Raw genomic sequence first — 24,341 nt, 5'->3', positions numbered from 1 at the left:
GTCGGGCGCCCGGGGTACAAGTGGGGAGTTTCGGTTTCCTCCCGATATAATGGCCAGGTTGTTGATCAGGACGTCAAAGAAGCAAGGTGCGCACATGCCACTCCCATCGGGTTCGGTCACCGTCGGTTTCGATATCGGTGGGACCAACCTCCGGGGTGCTGCGGTGGACGCCACGGGCCGCATCGTCGACTCCGCGCAGGTCCCCACTCCGACCACGGCAGATGAACTCGAATCCGCGGTCGCGGAGATAGTCGCCCACCATGCCCGCAGACATGAGGTAGGGGCCGTCGGGCTCGCCGTCGCCGGTTTCCTCGATCCCGAGTGCACCACAGTCCGCTTCGCCCCGCACCTGCCGTGGCGGGACGCACCTGTCCGGGACACCCTGCAGGAGCAGCTCGGCATCCCGGTGACCCTGGAACACGACGCGAACGCCGCGGCGTGGGGTGAGTACCGCTTCGGCGCCGCTCGCGGGGCCCGGGTCTGGGTCCTGTTCGCGGTGGGGACCGGAATCGGTGGTGCGCTCATGATAGACGGCAGGATCTACCGGGGCGCCTACGGAACAGCCCCCGAGTTCGGGCACCTGACGGTCGTCCGGGACGGGCGACCGTGCTCCTGCGGTAAATCCGGGTGCCTCGAACGCTACTGTTCCGGGACCGCGCTCGTCGACACCGCCAGGGAGATCATCGATCGGGGGGCCGACGGGACCTACGGGCTCTCCGCCGCATACCGGGAGAACGGAGGGGGGGAACTCACCGGGCGCGCCATCATGGCCGCTGCCAGGGGTGGGGATCCCGTCGCGACGGCTGCGGTGTCCGACTACACCGGCTGGTTGGGGCAGGGACTCAGCGTCGTCGCGGACGTCCTGGACCCGGAGCTCATCGTGATCGGAGGCGGGGTGTCGGTCGACTCGGATCTGTGGCTGGACGAGGCCCGCGTGCAGTTCACCGAATCCATCGTCGGGTCCGGACACCGTCCGGTGGCCCGGCTGGCCACGGCGGAGCTGGGCGCCGACGCAGGTATGATCGGCGTGGCGGACCTCGCCCGTCGTGCCGGTTGACGGGCAGGTGGGGTTCGGGGAGTACCAGTCGCATCCGGAGCGCGGGCCGATACGGTCGGCGACCGGGAGCCGATTCAACTCGTCTAAGGAGCGTGTGACGCCATGAAGATCAAGTGGTACTGGCTTTTCAAGCAGGTGGCGATCGGGCCGTTCCTGCGGGTCTACAACCGCCCCGAGGTCCGGGGCGTCGAGAACGTCCCCGCTTCTGGAGGGGCCATCATGGCGTCCAACCACCAGTCCGTCATGGACTCGTTCTTCCTTCCGCTCCTCATTCCCCGCCGGGTCACGTTTCTCGCCAAACAGGAGTACTTCACCGGCAAGGGAACCATCGGGAAGCTGCAGCGCGCCTTCTTCCTTTCCGTCGGTCAGGTTCCGATAGACCGGAGTTCGGGCGATGCCGCGCGTTCGGCCATCGAGACCGGCATCAAGCTCGTCCGTGAGGGAAAGGTCCTGGGAATCTACCCGGAGGGAACCCGCTCGCCGGATGGTCGGATCTACCGGGGAAAGACCGGAGTCGCCCGGATGGCCCTGGCCACCGGAGCCCCGGTGATTCCCGTCGCCATGTTCGGCACCCGGCGGGCGAACCCGATCGGGACCTGGATACCGCGCCCCGTGAAGGTGGCGATGCACATCGGGCCCCCCATCGATCCGGTGGAATTCATCACTTCGCGAGGTCTCGAGGAGGGCAGCTACGAGGCTGCGCGGGCGTTGACCGACCGGATCATCGAGGTCCTCGTCGAGATGACGGGCAACGAGTACGTCGACCACTACGCCGCAGACGTCAAGCAGTCGCTGGCGGAGGGGCACGGGTACCCCGAGGGCATCCAACCCGTCTACAACCGGTCCAGGTGACCGGGGTGAGGGACTCTTCCGCGGAGAAGTCTCCCGGAAAGATCCGCACCGGCCCCACCTGGGTTACACACTCCGGGCGAGCGATCGACGTCTTCTTCTTCATCGTCGCCACCCTCGCCGCCGTCGTGCTGGCGATCGACATCTTCCGCGCGTCGTTCAACACCCGCATACTTCATCTCCTTCTGCTGCTCCCGTTCTGGGGCATCGTCGCCTACCTGGTTCTGCCGCGCATCCACAGCCTGTTGACGGCGGTCTACGTCCCGGACTACTTCATCGGCCGGGCACGGACGTCAGACGGCCTCCTGGGGGACCCGATCAATCTCGCTCTGGACGGCAGCGCCCGGGAGATCCACTCCGCCATGACCAGAGCCGGGTGGATTCTCGCCGACGACATCACACCCCGCAGCACCCTGGGCATCATCCGCTCGGCCGTGTTCCGGAGCAGCTATCCCCATGCACCGGTCAGCCCACTCCTGGTGTTCGGGCGGAAACAGTGCCTCGCCTACCAGCAGGAGGTCGACGGAAACGCTTCGCAACGACACCACGTGCGGTTCTGGCGGTGTCCCGACGGCTGGTACCTGCCCGGCGGGATCCGGGCGCAGTGGGTCGCCGCCGGAACCTACGACCGGGCCGTGGGGCTCTCGCTGTTCACGTTGCAGATAACGCACAAGATCGACGCCGACATCGACGTCGAGCGTGACTACATCGTGAGATCGCTGGAGAGCGCGGACCACAAGATCCGGCACCGGGTGATCGAGAAGTTCTCCACCGGCTACCACTCCCGCAACGGAGGTGGTGACGAGGTACGCACGGACGGTGATCTCCCCGTCGTGGATCTCACCGCTCACACGTCGGAGTTCACATACGATGAACTTCCTTCCGCCGTGCTGCGTGCGGCCCGGGGTTACCCGGACATCGGTGATCCGGCGGCCGGTGCCGCGGCGGGGCCCGATCCGGATCTGCCCGGACACCACCGGGGGGACACCGGGACGAAACGGCCGATGTCCGTCGTCGCCGGGGTGCTGCTGGCCGTCGTGGGGGTCATCGCCGACATCATCGTCGATGTGCAGACGCTGGAACAGTTCATAGGCGACGCCGGGGTAGGAACGGGAGCCACCCTCCAGGTTCTCCGCGGGATCAGCTATCTGGGTCTGCTCTTCTGCGCCTGGCGCACCTGGCGGGGAAGCGGTGCAGCCAGGATCTGGCTGCTGGGTTTCGCACTGTTCAACCTTGTGGCGGACGGCACCATCATCGAGTTCGCCGGTGATCAGTTCAACGGGCTCGGCGCAATGACGGCCGTCGGGGCGAACATCGTGCTGCTGCTCGCCCTGTCCGGCGATGCGGCACGCGTGTGGAGCACCCGGATGAGCGGCCACCAGCCGCTGGCCCGGGATTTCCGGCGTACGGACGCGGATTGACGCAGACGAGGCGATGGGGGAGGTTTCCGTCTGACGTGGTTGGATGGACGTCATGACTGACACCACACCCCCGTGCCCCGAGTGCACCTGTGAGTACACCTATCCGCTGGATGCCCTGGTCATCTGCCCCGAATGCGCCCATGAGTGGGCGCCGGGTGATCCGGAGTCGGCGGCGGAGGACGGTTCGCCCAAGGTGATCGTCGATTCCGTCGGTAACCCGTTGCACGACGGGGACACCGTCACCGTCATCAAGACGATGAAGGTGAAGGGCTCCACTCAGCCGATCAAGGCCGGGACGAAGGTGAAGGGGATCCGGTTGGTGGACGGCGTGGGTGACCACGACATCGACTGCCGGATCGAGGGATTCGGTGCGATGCAGCTCAAGTCATCGGTGGTTCGAAAAGCGTAGCCTGAGGGGGAATGCCGACAGCTCACCTGATGGCGGCACCGGGGGAGAGGACACAGATCCACTTCGCTCCGATGCCGCCGTTGGTTTCGGTGGGCGTCAGACCAGATGCCCGGAGACGATCACGTTGTAGTCGAGGTCGCGGCCATCGCCGACGGCGCAGGCGATGAGGATGATGCGACCGGGAATGTTCGTCGAGTTGAGCTCGACGTCATTGATCGCCTCCGTCTTCGGGACGAGCCAGGTGTTGTCCACCGCCCACTCCCGCTGTCTCCCGCCGGCATCGGACATGGTGATCCGGGAACCGTTGAGCACCGGCGTGGACCAGCGTCGGACCGTTCCGCCGCCGTAGGCGGGTACGTGCTGCGGTGGCGCGCCGAGGTTCACGGACCGCGTGGCGAGTTCAGAGAATCCGTTGAATACGAGCCACTGCTGCGCCCAGGCGTGTCCGAGGATGTAGACGGTGCCCTGTTCGGCGGCGGTCGGGGATACCCCCATCCCCTCGACCCACCGGACCATGCTGTTCTGCGGTCCCGGAGGATTCAGCGGCAGGACATAAGCCATCGGGCCGTAGTCGGCGCTGTTGACCGGTGCCGGCCCGGTCATCCGGAACAGACCGTTCGCGCCGGGGGCCGGACCGCTGTTGGGACTGTGCCCGGTGACGTTTCCGATGGCAGCGGGCGTGGGGATGTGCGGCGGGGCGGGTAGCGGGAGCGCGACCGGTTCGGCCACCGCCGGAGCCGCCTGTCGTGTGTTCTCCGCAGCCACCGTGTCCCGCCCGCCGGAGTCGGCGGCGGTATCGGGGGTTGCCCCGGGAACCGGTGACACCGGGATCGGGATGCCGGACGCAGGCACCCCGGTTTCCGGGGCACCTGCGTCCGGGGTTGTTTCCGCGGTGGGAGACGGTGTCTGCGACGGGGTGATGCCCGTGGACGGGAGTGCGGATGTGGTCACTGCCGGTGACGGCACGTCTGCTTCGTCCCGGGGTGACCCGGTGGTGTTCGTGGACACCAGTGCGATGGTTGCGATGATGAGGATCACCACCGCGAGCACGGAGAGTGCAGTGCGGAGACGGGGGCGGGTGCCGGCGGGGGCTGCGTTCATGACGCCCATGATACGCAGGCGCGACGCGTATCCACCAGTGCCGGGAATCGCCCGTGTGGCAGTACGGTGACTGTTAGACAGACCGGTCCGTCGCACAGTGTGTCCTGCAGGGGGTGCCGCCGTTCCCGGGGGTGGTTGTCATGGGGGAGCGGTCGATCGCTGCAGAGCTGCGGTCAGGGAACTCGACCGGAAGATTGTCTGTGCTGTTGAACGGCGTTTTGTCGGTGCATCCCTCGTGGCTGCCGGAGGTTGCCGCGGCGCCGGTCAGGGGACGGGGGAACGGTTCCGCTTGACAGACAAAGCGGTCTAGTATTGGCTTAGATTCACGGCCGCAGGCCACCACGGGCCGCCCCGGCGGTCGAACATCTCATCTGTTCCAGACGAACACAAAGGACCCTCCACCCATCATGAGCAACTCGATTACCGCCACCGTCGCAGGTGTGCCCCGCATCGGACCGAAGCGCGAGCTGAAGAAGGCACTGGAAACCTACTGGCGCGACTCCTCGACAGGCGCCGATCTCGCGGAGACCGCCCGTGTTCTGGCCCGGAACTCCGCGGCGGACCTCGTCGCCGCCGGTCTCGACTCCGTCCCCACCATCGGACGCAGCTTCTACGACCAGATCCTGGACACCTCGGCGCTGCTCGGCGTGCTCCCCGCCCGGGTCCGCGACATCGCGGACCACGAGAGCACCGGTGACGGCGACGATCTACCGGCCTACATCGACCGCTACTTCGCCGCGGCGCGCGGAACCGCAGAGCTTCCCGCGTCGGCCATGACCAAGTGGTTCGACACCAACTACCACTACATCGTCCCCGAACTGGCCGCGGACACCCGGTTCGAACTCAACGACTCTGCGTTCGTCGCCGACGTGAAGGAACTGACCGCGGGTGGGTTCCCGGTTCGCCCCGTGGTCGTCGGTCCGCTGACCTACCTGGCGCTCGCGCGCACCACCGACGGTTCCGACGCGTTGGACCACCTGGACACGGTCACCGAGGCCTACGTCACCCTCATCGCTCGCCTCGGCGAGGAGGGCGTCTCCTGGATCCAGTTCGACGAGCCCTGGCTGGTCACCGACATCGCGGGCGATGCCGCCCGCCGTGAGGAACTGCTCGCCCGCACCCGCGCCGCCTACGAGCGCCTCGCCGCCGCCGCGGCCGCAGCTCCCGGCACCCCCGAGCTGCTGGTCCAGACCTACTTCGGTGACGGCGATGTCGCCGTTCGCACCCTCACCGGAACCGGCGTCGCAGCCATCGGCGTCGACCTCGTCACCGGTCGCACCGACGAGCGTCGGTCCGACGCCACCGCCACCCCGGACGCGGAACTCCTCCCGTCCTGGAAGGGCGAGGAGCTGCTCGTCGCCGGTGTCGTCGACGGCCGCAACATCTGGCGTACAGACCTCAGCGCCGCGCTGGACACCCTGAAGGCCCTGAAAGCCCGCGGCCCCGTCGCCGTGTCCACCTCCAGCTCCCTGCTCCACGTCCCCTACTCCCTCGCCCAGGAGACCTCCCTCGACGGCGATGCCGAGCTGCGCTCGTGGCTCGCCTTCGGTGCGGAGAAGGCCGCCGAGGTCGCCCTCCTGGCCCGCACCCTGACCGGCGCGGACGACGACGCCGACCGCGCGACGGTCGAGGAGTCCGCCAAGGCCGTCGCCTCCCGCCGCGGATCCGCCCGCACACACAATGAGCAGCTGCGCTCCCGCACCGCGGCCGTCACGGACGTCGACCGTGACCGCGACGACTACGACACCCGTGTAGCCGCCCAGCGCGAGGCACTCGGCCTGCCGCCGCTGCCCACCACCACCATCGGTTCGTTCCCCCAGACGACCGAGATCCGGCGCGCACGCGCGGCCCACAAGAAGGGCGAACTCACCGACGAGCAGTACACCCAGGCGATGAAGGACGAGATCGCCGACGTCATCCGCCGGCAGGAGGAACTGGGGCTCGACGTCCTGGTCCACGGTGAGCCCGAGCGCAACGACATGGTGCAGTACTTCTCCGAGCAGCTCGAGGGCTACCACTCCACGGACCTCGCGTGGGTCCAGTCCTACGGTTCCCGCTGCGTCCGCCCGCCGATCCTCTTCGGCGACGTCACCCGGCCCAACCCGATGACCGTCGACTGGTTCCGCGTCGCGCAGGACCTCACCGACAAGCCCGTCAAGGGCATGCTGACCGGTCCGGTCACCATGCTCGCATGGTCCTTCGTCCGCGACGACCAGCCGCTCGGCGAGACCGCCGACCAGGTGGCCCTCGCGCTGCGGGACGAGATCGACGATCTCGTCGAAGCCGGCGCGAAGATCATCCAGGTCGACGAGCCCGCCATCCGCGAGCTTCTCCCGCTGAAGGCCGAGCAGCAGGCCGACTACCTCCGCTGGGCCGTCGGATCCTTCCGTCTGGCGACCTCGGGTATCGCAGCGGACGTCCAGATCCACACCCACATGTGCTACTCGGAGTTCAACGAGCTCATCGGTACCGTCAGCGACCTCAACGCCGACGTCACCTCCATCGAGGCCGCACGCAACGGCATGCAGGTGCTCTCCGCGCTGAAGGACTCCGGTTTCCACGCCGGCGTCGGCCCTGGTGTCTGGGACATCCACTCACCGCGCGTCCCCGACCGGGGCGAGGTAGACGAGCTGCTCGCCGCAGCCCTCGATTCCGTCGATCCCCGGCAGCTCTGGGTCAACCCGGACTGCGGCCTGAAGACCCGCGCCTGGCCCGAGACGACCGCGAGCATCGAGGTTCTCGTCGCCGCGGCGAAGAACGCCCGCTCCGCCGTCTGATCCACGGGCGGTACCCACCCGAACAGACCCCCGCGGCCGTCGATACGCACGACGACCGCGGGGGTCCCCCTTTCCCGCACACACTTTTTCGAGGACACACCATGACCGACAACAACTCGCTCTGGGAACTCGCCACCCGGCTCCGCACGCACCACCGCTACGTGGACCTCACGCACGCGTTCCATGCCGGACAACCGAAGTTCTCCGCGCTACCCGACGAGGAGCGCACAAGACTGTTCACCGTCACCGATCACGGATTCACGGTCGACGAGTACCGCTTCGTCGGCCAGTGGGGCACCCACGTCGACCCCCCGATCCACTTCGTCAACGGTGCACGTACCCTCGACGAGCTGCCCGTCAACGAGATGATCCTCCCGCTGGCCGTCTTGGACGTCACCGAACAGGTCGCCGGAAACCCGGACTACACCCCGACCGTGGACGACGTGCTCGCGTGGGAGGAACGCAACGGCCGCATCCCCGAGGGCGGATTCGTCGCGCTGCGGACCGGTTGGTCGAAGCGCTGGCCCGACGCGGACGCCATGTTCAACGCCGACGCCGACGGCGTGTTCCACTACCCGGCCTGGAACATCGAGCTCGTCCGGTTCCTCCTCGAGGAACGCGGCATCACCGCCATCGGCCACGAGACCACCGACACCGACCCCGGTGCGGTGGTCAGCGGGGGAGCACTGCCGACCGAACTGTTCCTGCTCCAGCAGGACCGGTGGCAGATCGAGCTGCTCGCCAACCTCGACCGGGTCCCCGAGACAGGGGCCCTCGTCGTCGCCACCTGGGCGAAGCCGAAGGACGGCACCGGGTTCCCGGCCCGGGTCTTCGCTATCCTCCCGTGACCCGTCGGGGCCCGCGGGCCAGCAGCACGAGGGTGGCCACGAGATAGAGCACCGGCGTCAGGGCCAGGAACTCGGTCAACGGATTCCAGCCCCCGGAGCCACCGGGCAGGGATGATTCCAGTGCCGTCGCCGGCCAGAAAAACACCAGCAGCCAGGCGCCGAACACGGCCGTCCCGGTGAGCCGGGTGTTTCCGCCGCCGCGCCCGGACCACACCTTCGTCAGCAGCACCACGATCAGCGGTACGGCGAGAGCCCAGCGCTGTACCGGGACCATGGGCAGGACCAGCAGTGGCACGGTCAGCCACGCGGCCATCTGTTCGGCCGTCGTGGCACCGGAGTTCCGCAACCGGTACAGGACCCAGGCCAGGAAACCCGCGGCGACCACCGTGGGAATCACCGTCACCAGCGGGTTGGTGGTCCCCGCCAAGCGGGCGAACAGTCCGGCCGGGGAGGCGTTCAGGGTGGAATCGAGCGGCAGGCCGGTCAATCCGGGTAGCGGTCCGGCGACAGGCCACACGGCGACCAGGACCACGCTCCCCGACACGAGTGCCGTCGCCACGGCACGTCGACCACCCCGGAGTGCCACCGCCCCGAGGGCGAGTACCGGCCACCCGGACAGTCCCACCGCAACCCCGGAGAGCACTCCGCGGGGGAGCCTCCCGATCCTGGGCGCGAAGGCGTCCGCGGCGAGCAGTCCCACCGCCAGGAGTGTCAGGGGTGCGGCGCAGAGCCCGAGCCGTACCGGTAGCGCCATCACGATGACCGGAGCGACGAACCCGACCACGCGCCACCCCGTCGCGGGTATGACGACGAGCATCCCGAGTACCACGAGGACCACGACAGCGGCGAGTCCCGACCACGGGGATGCGCTGCGTCCGCCCGCGGCAAGCACCTCTTCGATCAGCGCCGCCGATTCCTGGCTGACGTCGTTCGGGACGACCCCCGGAGTGGTCCCGCCGACGACCCCCGAGGAGACGACGGCGATGACGGCGGCGAGTGCCGCACCCGGCCACGCGGGCAGTGGGGCGGGGGTTGATCCGAGCCGGCCCGGGCCGCCCCCGAGAATCTCCGGGGCGGCGGTAGCAGCACCGATCAGGAGCACCGCGAGGAGGACGTAGGTCCCACCGACGAGGAGAGCCACCGGCGACCAGTCCTCCTCGGCACCCCGGTAGGGGAGGGTCCAGTGCGGTGCGACGATCGCCGCGGTGACGAAGGACGCCGCCAGCCAGAAGGCCAGCGCGCCCGCTCGGGTTCCCCGGAGGTCCACCGCGCGAGACCCGAGGACCACGGTCACCGGGGCGATCCACACCCAGTGGTGGGTCCATGACACCGGGGAACACAGCAGCGCAACCGTCGCATTGAGCAGGAGCGCACCGAGGAGTGCCCCGTGCGCCACCGCCCGGTGCATCGCGAAGACCACCGCAACGAGAACGACGAGGACCGCGAGGAACCAGAGCGGCGTCTGGAGTCCGTCCCCGACGATGCGTGCGAACACACCGCGGATCGACTGGTTCCCGCTGTAGGAAAGCTGTCCGATGCGGTCCGGGTCGGAGAGGGTGTGCAGCCAGTATTCGGCGGAGTTGGCCGGGGTGATCAACCAGGCGAGAGCGGTGAATCCCACTCCGGAGAGCACGCAGACCCCGGCGGAGCGCCAGTCACGCCGCACCAGGAAGTAGAGGCCGAACACCGCCGGGGTCAGTTTGATCGCCGCCGCCAGGCCGATGAGCGTGCCCCGGGGAATCCGGGTGCGTCGGGCCAGGACATCGAGGATGACTGCGACCATCAGGAGTATGTTGACCTGCGCGAAGTTCAGCGTCTCCGTCACAGGTTCCAGGCGCAGCAGGAACGCCAGGAGGATCAGCGCCCCCGTTCTCGTCGTCGTCGCGTCCCAGTGTGGACGGAGTCGGTCGAGGACGATGACGAGACACCACCACAGTGCGACGACGCTCACGACATTCAGCAGCGCGGCACCGAGATCCCTGTCCAACAGGGCGGTGGGCGCGAAAAAGATGGCCGCGATCGGGGGATAGGTGAAGGGCAGTTCGATACCGCCGACCGGAAAAGACACGGTGTAGAGCGGAACGCCGTCGATCAGTGCGCGTCCGCCGCTCCGGTACACGTCGAAGTCGATGTGGTAGCGGAGCAGCCGTCCGTTGTCCGGGCGGGACATGTTGAACACCATCGGTATCACCGAGACGACGACCGCGATTAGCGCGGGGGCCCGGAGTGCGACAGGGACCCTGCGGAACCTGTGCCCGGAGGCTGTGCCGGGGGCGGAATCAGACATGACCCGGGATTCTATCCGCCCCGGCCCGTCGGTGGAACGGTGCAGCCCGATAGTCTTGGTCCGGTGGCGTTGCGGTCCGGGCGCCGCTGCCGATCCCGCCGGACCATCGACGAACAGTGAGGTGCTCTCCCGTGCGTTTCTTCTACGACACCGAATTCATCGAGGACGGTCGCACCATAGAACTCGTCTCCATCGGGATCGTCGCGGAGGACGGCCGCGAGTATTACGCGGTGTCCACCGAGTTCGATCCGCGCCGCGCGAATGACTGGGTGAAGCGCCACGTGCTGTCGCAGCTGCCGAACATCAGCTCCCCGGTGTGGCGGAACCTGACCACCATCAGGGACGAGGTTATGGAGTTTCTCACCCGGGGGCCGGGGACGCCGGAACTCTGGGCGTGGGTGGGCGCCTACGACCACGTGGTCCTGGCGCAGCTGTTCGGGGACATGCGGGCACTGCCCCGTTCGCTGCCCCGATTCACCCACGAGTTGCGCCAGTACTGGGAGGCCGCCGGGCGGCCCACACTTCCGGATCTTCCCGACGGCAACCATGACGCCCTCGTCGACGCCCGGCACAACCTGGACAAGTTCCGGCTGTGCGAGCGTCATCTCCCGATGGACAACCGGAACCGGGTTCGCTCGGCGTACTGAGGCGTCGCCGCGCCCGGCGGATGCGGGTACTTTCAGGGGGCTAAGGCACTGTGGGTGCCGGTCACATGGTATGAATGTAGCGTGAGTTGGACAGTAGACCTCCCAGTAGATGAACTTCCCGATCTGCCCCCGTTGCCTGACGGCATCCGGCAGCGCTTCGACAGCGTTGTCGCACGGGACGCGAAACAGCAGCCGACCTGGGATCAACGCCAGGCCGACAATGTGCGCAAGATCCTGGAATCCGTTCCCCCCGTCGTCGTCGCGCCCGAGATCCGCAGGCTGAAGAAGCAGCTCGCCGACGTGGCGCTGGGCAAGGCCTTTCTCCTGCAGGGTGGTGACTGCGCGGAGACGTTCGAGTCGAACACCGAGCCCCACATCCGCGCCAACGTCAAGACCCTGCTGCAGATGGCCGTCGTCCTTACCTACGGTGCCTCCACCCCGGTCGTCAAGATGGCCAGGATCGCCGGCCAGTACGCCAAGCCCCGTTCCTCTGATCTCGACGAGAACGGTCTGCCGAACTACCGCGGCGACATCGTCAACGCCGTCGAGGCCACCCCCGAGGCCCGTCGCCACGACCCGGCCCGCATGATCCGTGCCTACGCCAACGCGTCGGCCGCACTGAACCTCGTCCGTGCGCTCGCCGCATCGGGCACAGCGGACCTGCACAAGCTGCACGAGTGGAACCGCGAGTTCGTCGCGAACTCGCCCGCCGGTGCCCGCTACGAGCAGCTCGGCCGGGAGATCGAGGCGGGGCTCAAGTTCATGGCGGCCTGCGGCGTCAACGACCAAAACCTGCATTCCGCGAACATCTACTGCTCCCACGAGGCACTGCTCGTCGACTACGAACGCGCCATGCTGCGTCTGGCAGAGGACGAGAACGGGCAGACCGAGCTCTACGATCTCTCCGCGCACCAACTCTGGATCGGCGAGCGGACCCGCGGAATCGATGATTTCCACATCAACTTCGCCGCACTGATAGCTAACCCGGTCGGCCTGAAGATCGGCCCCGGCTGCACCCCGGAGGAGGCCGTCGCCTACGCGGAGCGCATCGACCCCCACCGTGAGCCCGGTCGCCTCACCCTGGTGGCACGCATGGGCCACGACAAGGTCCGTAACATCCTGCCGGACATCGTCCGCGCCGTCGAGGAGTCCGGCCACCGGGTCATCTGGCAGTGCGACCCCATGCACGGCAACACCACGACGTCATCGAACGGCTACAAGACCCGCCACTTCGACCACGTCATCGACGAGGTCCAGGGATTCTTCGAGGTGCACCGCGAGCTCGGCACCCATCCCGGTGGCATCCACATCGAGCTGACCGGTGAGAACGTCACCGAGTGTCTCGGTGGGGCCGAGGAGATCACGGACATCGACCTCCCGGGCCGCTACGAGTCCGCCTGTGATCCGCGCCTGAACACCCAGCAGTCGCTGGAACTGGCGTTCCTCGTCGCGGAGATGCTCCGCAACCAGTAGCGCGCGTGACCGTAAGCGGTCACGCAGAAATAAGGAGGGCACCCCGCGAACTAGCGGGGCGCCCTCCTTTTCATCCGGGTATCGGGATCCGGAGTTCGGTCCCGTCCGCTAACCCAGTGTCCTGACCTTCACCGTCGTACCGGGGGTGACATCCCGGTTCCCGGCCGGGGACTGGGTGACGACGCGGGCGCCGTCCGAGGTCCCGTCGATGCCGGTGAAGGGCAGTCCCGCATCCTCCAGGAGTTTCCTGGCCTCGTCCGCACGTTTGCCGATGACGAACGGGACGTTGACCTTCCCGGCCACCAGGAGATTCACCCGGGGGTCCGCGGGATCCACGCGGTCGCCTGGCTTCGGCGACACGTCCATCACCGCGTGGGCGGTCGCACCGACCAGATCGGAGCGCGACACCTCGCCCACCGAGAGCCCGGCGTCGGAAAGTTCGCCGAGGGCCTCGTCTTCGGCGATCCCGATGATGTCGGGAACGGTCAGTGCGTTGGAGACGACGAGCGTCACCTCGGACCCGCGCTTGAGTGTGCTTCCGGCCGGCGGCTCCGTCGTGATGGCGTTTCCCCCGTCCACCTCCGGATCGAACTCCGCGTCCGTGGCGGAGACCGCAAATCCGGCCCGTTCCAGCGCGGCGCGTGCCTCGTCACCGGACATCCCGCTGACCCGGGGTATCTGTACCGGTGCCGGTCCCTTGCTGAGGTGGACCGTGACCGTTCCGGCGACCGGAACCGTCGCCCCTGACGGGGGTTCGGTGTTGACCACTCCTCCTGCGGGGACGTCGTCGGAGTAGACGGATGCGCCGTCCCTCCAGTTGAGGGTCCGCTCGGTGAGTGCGGCCCGGAACCGGCCGGAGTCGTGGTCTGTCGGGAGCGCCGGAACCGTGGGGGCACCCAGCGAGATCAGGACCGACACCGGTTCACCCCGGGGAACACGCTGTTCACCCGGGGGATCTGTGCCGACCACCTGATCGAATGGAACGGTGTCGTCGTAGACACTGCGGGAGACGGGCTCGAACCCGGCCTCGGTGACCGTCGCCGTGGCAGTAGCTGGATCCATCCCGAGAACCTGCGGGATCTCACCGTACCGGCCGGAACCGTACCACCACGCACCCACGGCGATCGCGGCGGTCATGACGGCAACGACGACCAGCCAGACGGTCAGGCCGAGCTTCGACCCACTGGTCACAGCGGGTTTGAAGTGGACATCGTCGAGGTCGTCCGGTTCGTCCCGGGAGGGGGTGGGGTCCGCGGGATACGGCTGGGCCGGCGGCTCGACCGGTACCCCGCTGTCGTACCGGTCCTGCTCCGGGAGAACGGTCGTCTCATCCGACCCCACGGGCGACTCCGTGACCGCGGGGAGAACACGGGTCTCGTCCACCGGTGGTTCCTGTGCGGGTAGCCGGGTTGTTTCCGCACCGGTGCCGGGGCCTCCGGTGATCACGGTGGTGTCGGGAGCACCGGGGGCCGGGATCGTGCCGGTGAGCATGTCAGTGGGCATGTCGATGAAACCCGTGGCCCGGTGGGCCGCGGAGTTCCGGGGGGCGGGCACCTGGAAGGCCGCGAGCCCGAGTTCGGTCGCGACGTCCTCGAGCGCCTCGAGGAACTCACCGGCGTCCGCGAACCGGTCCCCGGGATCGCGGGAGGTGGCCGTGGCGACGAGTTCGTCGAACAGGCGCGGAACGCCGTCGATCCAGGTGCTCGGCGGTGGGACATCCTCGGTGAGCCGGGCGTAAGCCCGGGTCGTGTCGTCGTCCCCGGCGAAAGGGGTGCGTCCGGTCAACAACTCGAACAGGACGATTCCCGCTGAATACACGTCGCTGGCGGGCCCGATCCCGGCGTTCTCGACCTGTTCCGGGGAAAGATAGCTCGCGGTTCCGATGATGCGGTCGCCTGCTGCTGGGGACGCGGCGGCGGCCCGGACGAGGCCGAAATCGGCGAGCTTCACCTGGCCGTCGGTGTTGATCAGGATGTTGTCCGGTTTGATGTCCCGGTGCACCATGCCGGCCCTGTGGGCCACCGACAACCCGGTGAGCACGCTGCGCATCACCGCGGTCGCCGCATGTGGGGGCATGGGACCGCGTTCCGCGAGGAGTTCGCGGAGCGTACCGCCGGTGATGAGTTCCATGATGAGGAACACGTGCCCGCCGTCCGCGCTGGTGTCGTAGACGTTGACCAGACACGGGTCGGACAGCTGGGCCATGGAACGGGCTTCCCTCCGGAAACGGTTGCGGAACGTCTCGTCCCCGGCGTAGCGCTCGTCCATCACCTTCGCGGCCACACTCCGTCCGAGCCGCAGATCCACACACCGGTAGACGGTGGACATGCCACCTCGGGCTATCGGGGTGTCGATCCGGTAGCGGTCCTCGAGGACCTCGCCGATGTCCAGCTGTGTCATGGCCCCAGTATGGACGATGCAGGCCCCCGGTTCCAGCTGACGGATCCGGTCCACGGCCGGGGATACGGCCGCCCGTCCGCGGAGCTGCAGCAGCCGCCGGCGTCCGCCCATACCGCCGGAGGCACCCGGGCACGCTAGATTGTGGGGTGTGAGTTACCCAGAAGCCCATGAAGTCCTGCCCACCGATGAAACCCTGCTGAGCATCCCGGAAACCGCAGAGAAGATGGGGGTCGTCGTCACCCGCGTCCACGATCTGCTGGGGGAGCACAAGCTCATCGCAGTCACCGTCGACGGACGCCGGATGATCCCCGCCGTCTTCCTCGACGAGGGGAGCCGTGTCAACCGTTTCGTTCCCGGGGTCATCGCGCTCCTGTCCGACGGAGGCTACGACGACCGGGAGATCCTCGACTGGTTGTTCACCCCGGACGAATCCCTTCCCGGGCGCCCCGTGGACGGCCTCCACGGGCACCTCGCCCGGGAGGTCATGCGCCGGGCGCAGGCCGCCGGGCTCTGAAGGGACGGGCGTCCCCACCGGCGTCGGCCCCGTCTTGGTGCGGAGCCGGGGCGGTGCGCGCCATCAGCCACCGTGTGAGATACCACGCGACCACCGCCAGTACCCCCATCCAGACGAGGTTGTACATCTGGTGGTTCCCGCTCCCGGTGAATGACATCGCCACGACGACGGAGCACCACACCGTGATCCCGACGATCCTCCGGGGAGGCCCGAACGTCCCGAGGAGCACCACGAGGCTGACGTAATACCAGGGGAGCGTGACCGCATTGAGGGTCACGACGACGGTGTAGGCCGCGGCGATCCCGATGATGTTCCTCCGGTCATCGCCCCGGAACACCCACCACGAGATGACCAGACCGATGAGCATGCCGATCATCCCGATCTCGCGCATGACGGCGAGTACCGTGTTGTAACTCACCTCCGCCCCGGTCACATCGAGAACCGGCGTGACGATTCCCGCGAACAGTGACGGCAACGCCAGCGGGTTGATCACCTTCGAGTTCCCGGACAACTGGGCTATCCATCCCCATCCCGCACCGGACAACCAGGTGCAGGCGCTGACCACGACGAGGGTCGTGGTGACCGCCCAGAAGCCGGCGGCTGTGAATGCGCCCGCCGGGCCCAGCGGCAGGCCCCGTCTCCGGAGGTGGCGGTACATCATCCAGACCAGGAACGGTAGCGCGATGACCGCGGTCGCCTTGAACGCGACGGACACGGCGACGAGTGCCATAGCGGCGGTGAACCGCCCGTTCAGGGCCAGGAGGATACCCAGTGACACCAGCGCTACCATCACGGACTCGTTGTGCATGCCTCCGATGAGGTGGAGCACCGTCACCGGATTCGCGACACCCAACCACAGGGCGATGGCGGCATCGCCGTCGATCCGCGCCGCGATCCGGGGCACTGACCAGACGATTCCATAGAATCCGATCAGCGAGATGAGCTTGTAGAGGAACACGCCCATAGTGACGCTGTCGCCCGCGATGGTGGTCACCCCGTCACCCAGCCAGAGGTGCAGCGGGCCGTAGGGGGTCGTGGTGTTGCGCCAGTCGTGGGAAACCTCGAGCAGCATCGGCCCGGGGTTGACCGCGGCACCCTGCGAATAGGGGTCGAATCCGTCCCTGACCATCGCCCCCTGCATCAGGTACGAGTAGACGTCGCGGGAGAGGATCGGAGCGGCGGGAAGGAGGGGGGAGACCCACCAGAAGAGGGTGCGGACGACGTCCCGTTCGCCGACCTTCCCAGACAGGACCCCGCGACCCAGGAGGACCCAGGCGAGTGTCATCAGGGCGAGTCCCAGCCACATCGCGACATTCGATATCGCGGCGCCGTGTCCGTACGACAGGAAGGAAAGCCCGACCGTGTCGAGGACCCCACCCCGGTAGCGGATCGCACCACCACCGAACGAGGCGAGGGTGATGACGACGGCGGCCAGGGTCCCCACCGGTCGGGCGTCCGGGTGGCGCGCGGAGAGGCGGTCCAGTGTGCGGAGCAGATCAACGGTCACGGCGTCACATTCGTCGTGCGGTGGAACGGACCGCGAGATCGTGGAGCATCGACAGGACGGCCGGTGTGATGTCGGCGGCGTCCAGCTCGGCGAGACCCGAGGCCGTCAGTTCACTGATCCGGTGCTCGACCTTCTCCGGGGCACCCGTGGACCGGATGAGATCGGTGAGTGCGGCGATGTCCGCGGGGGACGTCACCGTGCCGATGCCGCGGCGCAGTTGTTCGGCGCCCTCGGGATCGTGGGCGTCGAGGTGGCGGAGCGCTTCCGCGACGAGGACCGTTCTCTTGCCCTCCCGGAGATCATCCCCGGCGGGTTTGCCGGTGACCTCCGGGTCACCGAACACACCGAGAAGGTCATCCCGCAGCTGGAAAGCGATACCGATGTCGTGTCCGAAGCCGCGGTATGCGGAGATGAGGTCGGGGGACGCCCCACCGAGTGCGGCACCCAGATGGAGGGGGCGTTCGATGGTGTAGGCGGCCGACTTGTAGCGGTTGATCTTCTCGGCGACCTCCATTCGTTCATCCCGTGATGATTCGACGTAGATGTCGAGCATCTGGCCCGCGATGACCTCCGTCCGCATCGCCCACCACGGATCCATGGCGGCACGGAGACGCTCGGGTGGCAGCTCCGCGCCGAGCAGCATCTCGTCGGACCAGGCGAGAGCGAGGTCCCCGAGCAGGGTGGCGGTGGAGACACCGAAGTGATCGGAGTCACCGGCCCAACCGGCGTTACGGTGCCGTTCCCCGGCGGTCCGGTGCACGGTCGGGCGTCCGCGCCGGGTGGCGGAGGAATCGATGATGTCATCGTGGATCAGGGCGCAGGCCTGGATGAACTCCAGGGAGCTGACGGCCTCCAGGACGGCATCGGGGTCTTCGGTGGAGGACCGGGTACCGAGCCAGCCCACCCAGGCGAAGAGCGGCCGGATCCGTTTCCCGCCGCCGAGGACGAATTCCTCGAGGAGCCCCGTCGCATCGGCGACGTGATCGTCCATCTCGGCGAGCCGCTCCCTGCGCGCCGCGAAGAAAGCGGCGAGATGGTCTTGGACGAGGCCTGGAACGGCGCTCAGGTCGTGGTGGGTGTCTAGGCTGGTCATGCTTGTCCTCGGGGGGTTTATGAGGGGGGATGATAGACCGTGCAGTGAACAGAGCGGTCTATTTCGAGGTAGGTTCGTTGGGCAACCGTTCCTGTCACACCAACAAGATACCCAGAGATGTCTCCCTCACATACACCTGCCGTCAACCAGACCTCGGTCACCGAAGCGATCGCCAGCTCTACCTCGGGACGCATACCGTTCTCGGTCGAGTTCATGCCGCCCCGCGATGATGCCGCGGAGCAGCGCATGTGGCATGCGGTGGAAACCTTCGACACGCTCGGTGCCGCGTTCGTCTCCGTGACCTACGGCGCGGGTGGATCGACCCGCTCCCGCACGAGCCGGATCGCCCGGCAGCTGGCCCGTCGTCCGCTCCCGACGCTGGTCCACCTCACTCTGGTCAACCACACCGTCGAAGAACTCGAGGACATCCTGTGGACCTATGCGGGCGTCGGTCTGACCAACCTCCTCGCGCTGCGCGGGGATCCGCCCGGTGATCCGACGGGGGAGTGGAAGCCCACCCCGGGCGGACTCACCTACGCCATAGAACTCATCGAGATGACCCGTGCGCTCCCGGAGACCAGGCATTTCCAGATCGGTGTCGCGTCCTTCCCCGAGCGCCACTACCGCGCGGTGTCCGAGGAATCCGACACCCTCCACACCCTGAACAAGCTGCGGGCGGGCGCCGAGTACTCGATCACCCAGATGTTCCTCGACTGTGACCACTATCTCCGCCTCCGCGACCGGCTGGTCGCCGCCGACCCGGAGCAGGGGGCTAAGCCGGTGATTCCGGGCCTCATGCCCATCACCTCGCTGCGTTCGCTGCGTCGGCAGATAGAGCTGTCCAGTGCGCAACTGCCGAAGGAACTCGAGCGGCGGATGGTGAAGGCCGCGGACGGAGACGAGAAGGCCAATGCCGAGGCCGTGCGTGAGGTCGGGATCGAGTGGACGACGAACATGGCGGAACGGCTCATCGCGGAGGGGGTGCCGGACCTGCACTTCATGACACTCAACAACGCCCGGGCGACACAGGATGTCCTGCACAATCTGGGTATGGCGCCCGAGTGGGTTCCGGCGTCGACTAGCACTCTTTCGGTCGGCTGACGGGCGTCCGGTCCCGAAGGGGGAGTTCGACGGCGAGGACCGCGAACAGCCGTGGGTCCGAGAAGAAGGTGAAGTACCTGATCACGTCGGTGAAGCCCAACGCCCGGTAGAGACCGAAGGCCCGGTTGGCTTCATCGGGCACCTCAGGGGTGGAGAGGAGTGCCCAGCGCTGGGGCACGTCGTCGAGCAGGGCCGTGAGGAGCTTCCTGCCGATCCCCTTCCCCTGCATCCCGGGGAGGACGTGCAGTTCGCTGATCTCGAAGTAGTCGGAGAGTATCTCCGGCCACCGCGGATCCCGTCCACCGGACCTGGCGAGGCCGTCGGCGATGGCTCTGGTCCAGTTTCTGCGGAGTTCGCCGTCCATGCCGTAGGCGATGCCGGTGATCCTGTCGTCCGTCACCGCGCAGATGGCCCGGAACCCGGGGTTGTGCACCAGACTTCGCCAATGCCGGACCCGGCTCTGACGCGAATGGCCGCCGAGACCGCTGGCGTCGAGGTCCATGGCGGTCCAGTAGAGGGCGACCAGCTCGGGGCAGTGGTGCACGAACTCCAGGGGGGTCATGGGTCGGATGACGGTACTCACGGGATCCATGGAACCACGATCGGCCGGTCGGGTGCAGCACCCGGGGTTGGGCTGCGGCGGTCCCGTGCTTCTCCGGACCGGTCGGCGGTGGGGTCGGTGGTGGTTGTGCAAAAGAGGAAGATCACCCCTCCACTTTGTAGAACATATGTTCTATAAAGTGGAGGGGCTGTCCGCCGGGCCACCTATCGTGCACAGGTAGCTGAAGGGCTGCGACCGTAGACATCCCGGTACCGGGATGTGGGCCACGAGGAGGGTGATCGGATCATGTCGAACGTCATTTCCGCGACCACGCGGTTCAACCGGGTCGGCGGACGCCGGGCGGAGTACCTGCGTCGTGCCACCGTTCTGCTCGCGGAGGCCCGCGCCCGGCAGTCGGAGGGCATCTACGATGCGGCCGTGGAGGAGGGGTACCGGGCGGCGCTGCGTACGGCAGGCGCCCTCGTCGCCGATAGCCCCGTCTCCCGGAAGCGTCGGCTGCCCACCAGTGCCTGGGATCAACTCGCCCTGCTCGACGCCGACGGTGCGCGCTGGGCGGCGCGGATGTCCCGGTACTCGCGTCTGCGGGACCGGGCGATGTATGCGGGTGGGTGCCCGGATGCGGATCGTGTCGGGGCGTTCCTGAATGAGGTGGGCCGGTTCATCGATGCCGCGGAGCGTCGGGAGGGTGTCCTGCCTTCGGCCGCCTGACCGGACCGTCCGGGTCGGGCATGGGTGCGGGGGTGTGCTCCAGCGGTGACATGTCGGGAACTTTCCGGATAATCTGGGCGTTATCGTTAATGACAGCACGACACAGAAGTCTGGCGCCACATCCCGGGAGGTTCACCATGTCGCTTTCTGAGCAGGAACAGAGGATGTTCCGAGAGATCGAGGAATCGCTCATGTCCGACCCCAAGTTCGGGGCGGGCCTCGGTGCGGGTGTCTCCGCCGAATCCCGACGACCCGCGATCTCCCTGCGGGGTATCGCGATCGGAGCGGTGGGCCTGCTGCTCCTCATCGGGGGTGTCGCACTCAGCCTGCAGAGCCTCTGGTTCGTCGCACTGAGCGTGCTCGGTTTCCTCGTGATGTTCGGTGCCGGGGTCTGGATGCTGAATGGCGGTGACAGCTCGGATGGCCTCGATCTCGACTTCTCCGGAGGGCCGTCGCGCCGGACGCGACTGGGGGGATCCGGTGGATCCGGGTTCGGTCTCGGCTCTGCCATGGAGGAACGATTCCGCAAACGCTTCGAGGATTGATTAGGGTGCAGCTCCTCCCGGGCTGACTGAGAAAGGACCCCACCGGTTGTCGCCGGTGGGGTCCTTTGGTATTCCGGCACTTCCGGGTGGGGTTGCGACGATTGTGTAGCTGATCGCTCCGCTCCGTGCGCCCCGGGTTCCCACTTTCGCCCACCTTCGTTCCCCACTTTCTCCCACCGCCACGATCTGGACCGGGGGAGAAGTCAAAAATGCTGGTCAGCGGTCTCTCTGTGAGCTCTGTAGCTGTTGTGATCCGTGGGGGAAGAGTGAGCTTCTGGCGCTTTTGGGGGAGTTGGTGGGGTGGATCCCTCAATGTGCCCCACCTTGATGGCTGATTGATAACCCCAGTTCAAGACGGTTTTAACGGTGGCTGGATGGGGGAAAATGCGGTTTGAGGTGTTGTTGGTGGGGGAAAGTGGGGTAGTGTGGTGCTTGGTGGTGGGAGATCCGGGCACACGTGTCCCGGTTGGACCACCCGAGACGGATTGATCTCCCAAAAGTGACACGCGGGTGAAAGGCGGTGCCGATCATGTTCCTCGGTACCTACACGCCAAAGCTCGATGACAAGGGGAGGTTGACCCTGCCGGCGAAGTTCCGTGAGGAACTGGCCGGTGGTCTCGTCGTTTCCATGGGGCAGGACCACTCTCTGGCGGTCTTCCCCAAGGAAGAGTTCGAGGCGCGCACCCGGCGTGCCGCCGAGATCTCGCGTACCAACCCGAGGGCCCGTGCCTTCATCCGCAACCTCGCCGCAAGTGCGGTCGAGCAGCGGCCAGACGGTCACGGCAGGATCACGCTCTCTCCGGCGCACCGCGAATACGCGGGGCTCACCAAGGAGTGTGTGGTCATCGGCGCGGTCGAGTCCCTCGAGATCTGGGATGCCGAGTCCTGGAACGAATACCAGAAGCAGACCGAGGAGATGTTCTCCTCGGCCGCGGACCCGGACCTCAGTGGTCTCATCTGACCATGGGTACGGAACGCGGACCACAACAACTGAATCGAGTGGAGTGCGTGCACGGACTCTGTCCGGAGTGTCGCTCTGGTGTACTTCCCCGACATCAGATAGGCGCCCCGGACAGGGCCCTGTATTCACCCCCTCGAAGACAATGACAGCAATTCCCGGGCCCGGAGCCCTGCACGATCGACCAGGAGGGGCGATGACGATGACCGGAAACGGCACTCACGGCCATGTCCCCGTCCTGCGGGAACGGGTGGCGGAACTGCTCCGTCCCGCGGTCGTCGACGCCGGAGACGATGCGGTGATCATCGACGGGACACTCGGTGCAGGAGGACACAGCGAGTACCTTCTCACGGTGTTCCCCGGAGTCCGGGTCATCGGACTCGACCGGGATCCTCTCGCTCTGGAACAGGCCACCGATCGCCTGAAGCCCTTCGGTGATCGTTTCCGTGGACTGCACACCCGATTCGACAGATTCGTCTCCGCCGTGGACTCCGACGACAGTGAGCCCTGCTCCGTCGTCAGGAGACACGGTGTCGCCGGTGCCCTGTTCGACCTCGGGGTCTCATCCATGCAGCTGGACCAGGCGGAGCGGGGCTTCGCCTACTCGAAGGATGCACCGCTCGACATGCGGATGGACCCGACCTCCGGTATCACCGCCGCCGACATCCTGAACACCTACGGGCACGGTGAACTCGCGCACGTACTGAAAACCTACGGCGACGAGCGCTTCGCGGGAAAGATCGCCTCCGCGGTGCTGCGAGAACGGGAGAAAGCGCCGTTCACCACGTCCGGACGGTTGGTGGAGCTGCTCTACGCCACCATCCCGGCGGCAGCGCGGCGCACCGGGGGACACCCGGCCAAGCGAACCTTCCAGGCGCTGCGCGTGGAAGTCAACGGCGAGCTCGATTCAGTCGCCGCCGTGGTGCCGGCGATCACCCACGAACTACGCGTCGGTGGACGGGCGGTATTCATGGCCTACCAGTCCCTGGAGGACCGCATCGTCAAGAAGGCCCTCACGGAACTCACCACGTCGAGGTCCCCCAAGGGACTGCCGATGGATCTACCCGGAACCGCCCCCGAGTTCCGGCTGGTGACCCGTGGTGCGGAAAAAGCCCCGCGACACGAGATCGAAGACAACCCCAGGGCGGCACCGGTGCGTGTCCGCGCCGTGGAACGGATAGCCCAGTCGAACGGAGAAACCCGATGAGCACCACAGCACGCCTCCGGGCGACCCCCGAAACGAGTTACGTCGCGGCACCGGCTGCCCCCACGCGCCGGTCCGCACCCAACCATGCATCGGGGAACCGGGAATACTCCCACCGCGGCGGAACCCGTACCGCCACCTCCGGAGCGGCGATCGTGGACCTCCACCCCGCCCCGCGTACCCGTCCGACGAGGCAGCAGCCTGCGGCGCCGACGCCGCAGCGCCGCAGGTTCCAGCGCACCCCCGGTTCCCGACAGGTCGTGTCGGTCCGCGGACGCCGGATCGTCGCGCCGAAAGCCGACCCCGTACGCGTCCGCTTCGCGGCGGCTCTCGTCGTCACCCTCCTCGCCGGTGTCATGCTGACCATGTACCTCTCCGGTGTGACCACGCAACAGACCTTCCGTCTCCACGAGCTGTCCCGGACCGACAGCAGACTGGGAAACCAACTGGAGACGCTGAACCGGGATCGCCAGTCCGCCACGTCATCGGCCGAGATCGCCCGCCGTGCCGCGGAGCTCGGCATGGTCGTCCCCGATCAGCCGGGTGTGCTCTCGGTCGGGCCTGACGGCGCGGTCGACGAGGTTCGCGCCGCGGATCCCGCAGCGGTCCGCCCGATCATCGACGTCAACGGCTCACGGGTACTTCCACGCCCGGCGAGCAGTGATCCGGTGGAGACCGACGCCGTGACGGAACAGGTTCAGCCACTGCCTCAGGGCGGGATTCCCGCCCTGAGGCAGGCTCCCGACCGCTCTGAACCGGTAGTGGGTGCAAACAGCCAGGTGCCCGCCGTCGCACCGTACTCACCGAATGTCCGCTCCGACCGGACGGGCGGGAGCGGACGGTGACCCCTCCGGACCGTGGGAGGGGAGACCGTCGGCCG

At 67.4% G+C, this 24,341-nt stretch carries 21 protein-coding genes; 15 read left to right on the top strand and 6 right to left on the bottom strand.

Annotated features, from left to right (window positions below):
* The first annotated feature begins 94 nt into the window (after positions 1-94).
* The 4 genes from JDV75_RS06010 to JDV75_RS05995 all read left to right on the top strand — a co-directional run bounded on the left by JDV75_RS06010 (position 95) and on the right by JDV75_RS05995 (position 3,736).
* Positions 95-1,057: an ROK family protein gene (locus JDV75_RS06010; RefSeq protein WP_198738308.1), complete on the top strand. Its 963-nt coding sequence runs from the start codon at positions 95-97 to the stop codon at positions 1,055-1,057.
* 102 nt (positions 1,058-1,159) lie between these two features.
* Positions 1,160-1,909, top strand: coding sequence for a lysophospholipid acyltransferase family protein (locus JDV75_RS06005; protein ID WP_198738307.1), 750 nt, complete (start codon positions 1,160-1,162; stop codon positions 1,907-1,909).
* 5 nt (positions 1,910-1,914) lie between these two features.
* Positions 1,915-3,327, top strand: a complete 1,413-nt coding sequence (locus tag JDV75_RS06000; RefSeq protein WP_248095310.1) for an LssY C-terminal domain-containing protein — start codon at positions 1,915-1,917, stop codon at positions 3,325-3,327.
* Positions 3,328-3,379: 52 nt separating this feature from the next.
* Positions 3,380-3,736 (top strand): zinc ribbon domain-containing protein YjdM, encoded by a 357-nt coding sequence (locus JDV75_RS05995; protein ID WP_198738305.1) that lies wholly within the window; start codon positions 3,380-3,382, stop codon positions 3,734-3,736.
* A 96-nt stretch (positions 3,737-3,832) separates the two neighbouring features.
* On the opposite strand, the gene JDV75_RS05990 is transcribed toward JDV75_RS05995, so the two are convergent.
* A complete protein-coding gene (locus JDV75_RS05990; protein ID WP_198738304.1) occupies positions 3,833-4,837 on the bottom strand; it encodes a sortase family protein in 1,005 nt (334 codons plus the stop codon).
* 407 nt (positions 4,838-5,244) lie between these two features.
* Here JDV75_RS05990 and metE point away from each other — a divergent pair, with 407 nt between their 5' ends.
* Positions 5,245-7,614: a 5-methyltetrahydropteroyltriglutamate--homocysteine S-methyltransferase gene (metE, locus tag JDV75_RS05985; protein WP_198738303.1), complete on the top strand. Its 2,370-nt coding sequence runs from the start codon at positions 5,245-5,247 to the stop codon at positions 7,612-7,614.
* Positions 7,615-7,715: 101 nt separating this feature from the next.
* Positions 7,716-8,462, top strand: coding sequence for a cyclase family protein (locus tag JDV75_RS05980; RefSeq protein WP_198738302.1), 747 nt, complete (start codon positions 7,716-7,718; stop codon positions 8,460-8,462).
* Here the strand turns inward: JDV75_RS05980 and JDV75_RS05975 are convergent.
* The gene (locus tag JDV75_RS05975) at positions 8,449-10,749 is read right to left on the bottom strand and encodes a glycosyltransferase 87 family protein (RefSeq protein WP_198738301.1); all 2,301 of its coding nucleotides are present in this window, start codon (positions 10,747-10,749) and stop codon (positions 8,449-8,451) included. The two genes, JDV75_RS05980 and JDV75_RS05975, sit on opposite strands and share 14 nt — an antisense overlap.
* A 131-nt stretch (positions 10,750-10,880) precedes the next feature.
* On the opposite strand from JDV75_RS05975, the gene JDV75_RS05970 reads away from it, so the two are divergent.
* Positions 10,881-11,396, top strand: coding sequence for a polyadenylate-specific 3'-exoribonuclease AS (locus tag JDV75_RS05970; RefSeq protein WP_198738300.1), 516 nt, complete (start codon positions 10,881-10,883; stop codon positions 11,394-11,396).
* Between the two features lie 81 nt (positions 11,397-11,477).
* Complete coding sequence (locus JDV75_RS05965) at positions 11,478-12,869, top strand: class II 3-deoxy-7-phosphoheptulonate synthase (RefSeq protein WP_198738299.1); 1,392 nt, start codon at positions 11,478-11,480, stop codon at positions 12,867-12,869.
* Positions 12,870-12,977: 108 nt separating this feature from the next.
* On the opposite strand, the gene JDV75_RS05960 is transcribed toward JDV75_RS05965, so the two are convergent.
* The gene (locus JDV75_RS05960) at positions 12,978-15,269 is read right to left on the bottom strand and encodes a PASTA domain-containing protein (RefSeq protein WP_198738298.1); all 2,292 of its coding nucleotides are present in this window, start codon (positions 15,267-15,269) and stop codon (positions 12,978-12,980) included.
* Positions 15,270-15,417: 148 nt separating this feature from the next.
* On the opposite strand from JDV75_RS05960, the gene JDV75_RS05955 reads away from it, so the two are divergent.
* Positions 15,418-15,783 carry an Rv2175c family DNA-binding protein gene (locus JDV75_RS05955; protein WP_248095304.1) on the top strand — a complete coding sequence of 122 codons (366 nt, stop codon included), beginning with the start codon at positions 15,418-15,420 and terminating at the stop codon, positions 15,781-15,783.
* On the opposite strand, the gene JDV75_RS05950 is transcribed toward JDV75_RS05955, so the two are convergent.
* Both JDV75_RS05950 and JDV75_RS05945 read right to left on the bottom strand, forming a co-directional pair.
* Entirely contained in the window at positions 15,752-17,266 is a 1,515-nt protein-coding gene (locus JDV75_RS05950; RefSeq protein ID WP_198738476.1) for an alpha-(1->6)-mannopyranosyltransferase A, read from the bottom strand. The genes JDV75_RS05955 and JDV75_RS05950 overlap by 32 nt on opposite strands.
* 28 nt (positions 17,267-17,294) lie before the next feature.
* On the bottom strand, positions 17,295-18,383 hold the full coding sequence (locus JDV75_RS05945; RefSeq protein ID WP_198738297.1) for a polyprenyl synthetase family protein: 1,089 nt from the start codon (positions 18,381-18,383) through the stop codon (positions 17,295-17,297).
* A 117-nt stretch (positions 18,384-18,500) separates the two neighbouring features.
* On the opposite strand from JDV75_RS05945, the gene JDV75_RS05940 reads away from it, so the two are divergent.
* A complete protein-coding gene (locus JDV75_RS05940; protein ID WP_198738296.1) occupies positions 18,501-19,484 on the top strand; it encodes a methylenetetrahydrofolate reductase in 984 nt (327 codons plus the stop codon).
* Here JDV75_RS05940 and JDV75_RS05935 read toward each other — a convergent pair.
* Complete coding sequence (locus JDV75_RS05935; RefSeq protein WP_418884382.1) at positions 19,462-20,067, bottom strand: GNAT family N-acetyltransferase; 606 nt, start codon at positions 20,065-20,067, stop codon at positions 19,462-19,464. The two genes, JDV75_RS05940 and JDV75_RS05935, sit on opposite strands and share 23 nt — an antisense overlap.
* 264 nt (positions 20,068-20,331) lie before the next feature.
* On the opposite strand from JDV75_RS05935, the gene JDV75_RS05930 reads away from it, so the two are divergent.
* The 5 genes from JDV75_RS05930 to ftsL all read left to right on the top strand — a co-directional run bounded on the left by JDV75_RS05930 (position 20,332) and on the right by ftsL (position 24,306).
* The gene (locus JDV75_RS05930) at positions 20,332-20,754 is read left to right on the top strand and encodes an SAV_6107 family HEPN domain-containing protein (protein WP_198738294.1); all 423 of its coding nucleotides are present in this window, start codon (positions 20,332-20,334) and stop codon (positions 20,752-20,754) included.
* Between the two features lie 137 nt (positions 20,755-20,891).
* Positions 20,892-21,299 (top strand): DUF3040 domain-containing protein, encoded by a 408-nt coding sequence (locus JDV75_RS05925; RefSeq protein ID WP_198738293.1) that lies wholly within the window; start codon positions 20,892-20,894, stop codon positions 21,297-21,299.
* Between the two features lie 529 nt (positions 21,300-21,828).
* Positions 21,829-22,260, top strand: coding sequence for a division/cell wall cluster transcriptional repressor MraZ (gene mraZ / locus JDV75_RS05920; RefSeq protein WP_198738292.1), 432 nt, complete (start codon positions 21,829-21,831; stop codon positions 22,258-22,260).
* Between the two features lie 193 nt (positions 22,261-22,453).
* Positions 22,454-23,464: a 16S rRNA (cytosine(1402)-N(4))-methyltransferase RsmH gene (gene rsmH / locus JDV75_RS05915; protein WP_198738291.1), complete on the top strand. Its 1,011-nt coding sequence runs from the start codon at positions 22,454-22,456 to the stop codon at positions 23,462-23,464.
* On the top strand, positions 23,461-24,306 hold the full coding sequence (gene ftsL / locus JDV75_RS05910; RefSeq protein ID WP_198738290.1) for a cell division protein FtsL: 846 nt from the start codon (positions 23,461-23,463) through the stop codon (positions 24,304-24,306). The genes rsmH and ftsL overlap by 4 nt, the downstream gene beginning before the upstream one ends.
* Positions 24,307-24,341 lie beyond the last annotated feature (35 nt).

Source organism: Corynebacterium meridianum, from assembly GCF_016342265.1.
GTDB lineage: Bacteria > Actinomycetota > Actinomycetes > Mycobacteriales > Mycobacteriaceae > Corynebacterium > Corynebacterium meridianum.
The sequence above is the reverse complement of the archived record's forward strand: the minus strand, read 5'-3'. Positions and strand labels throughout refer to the sequence as shown.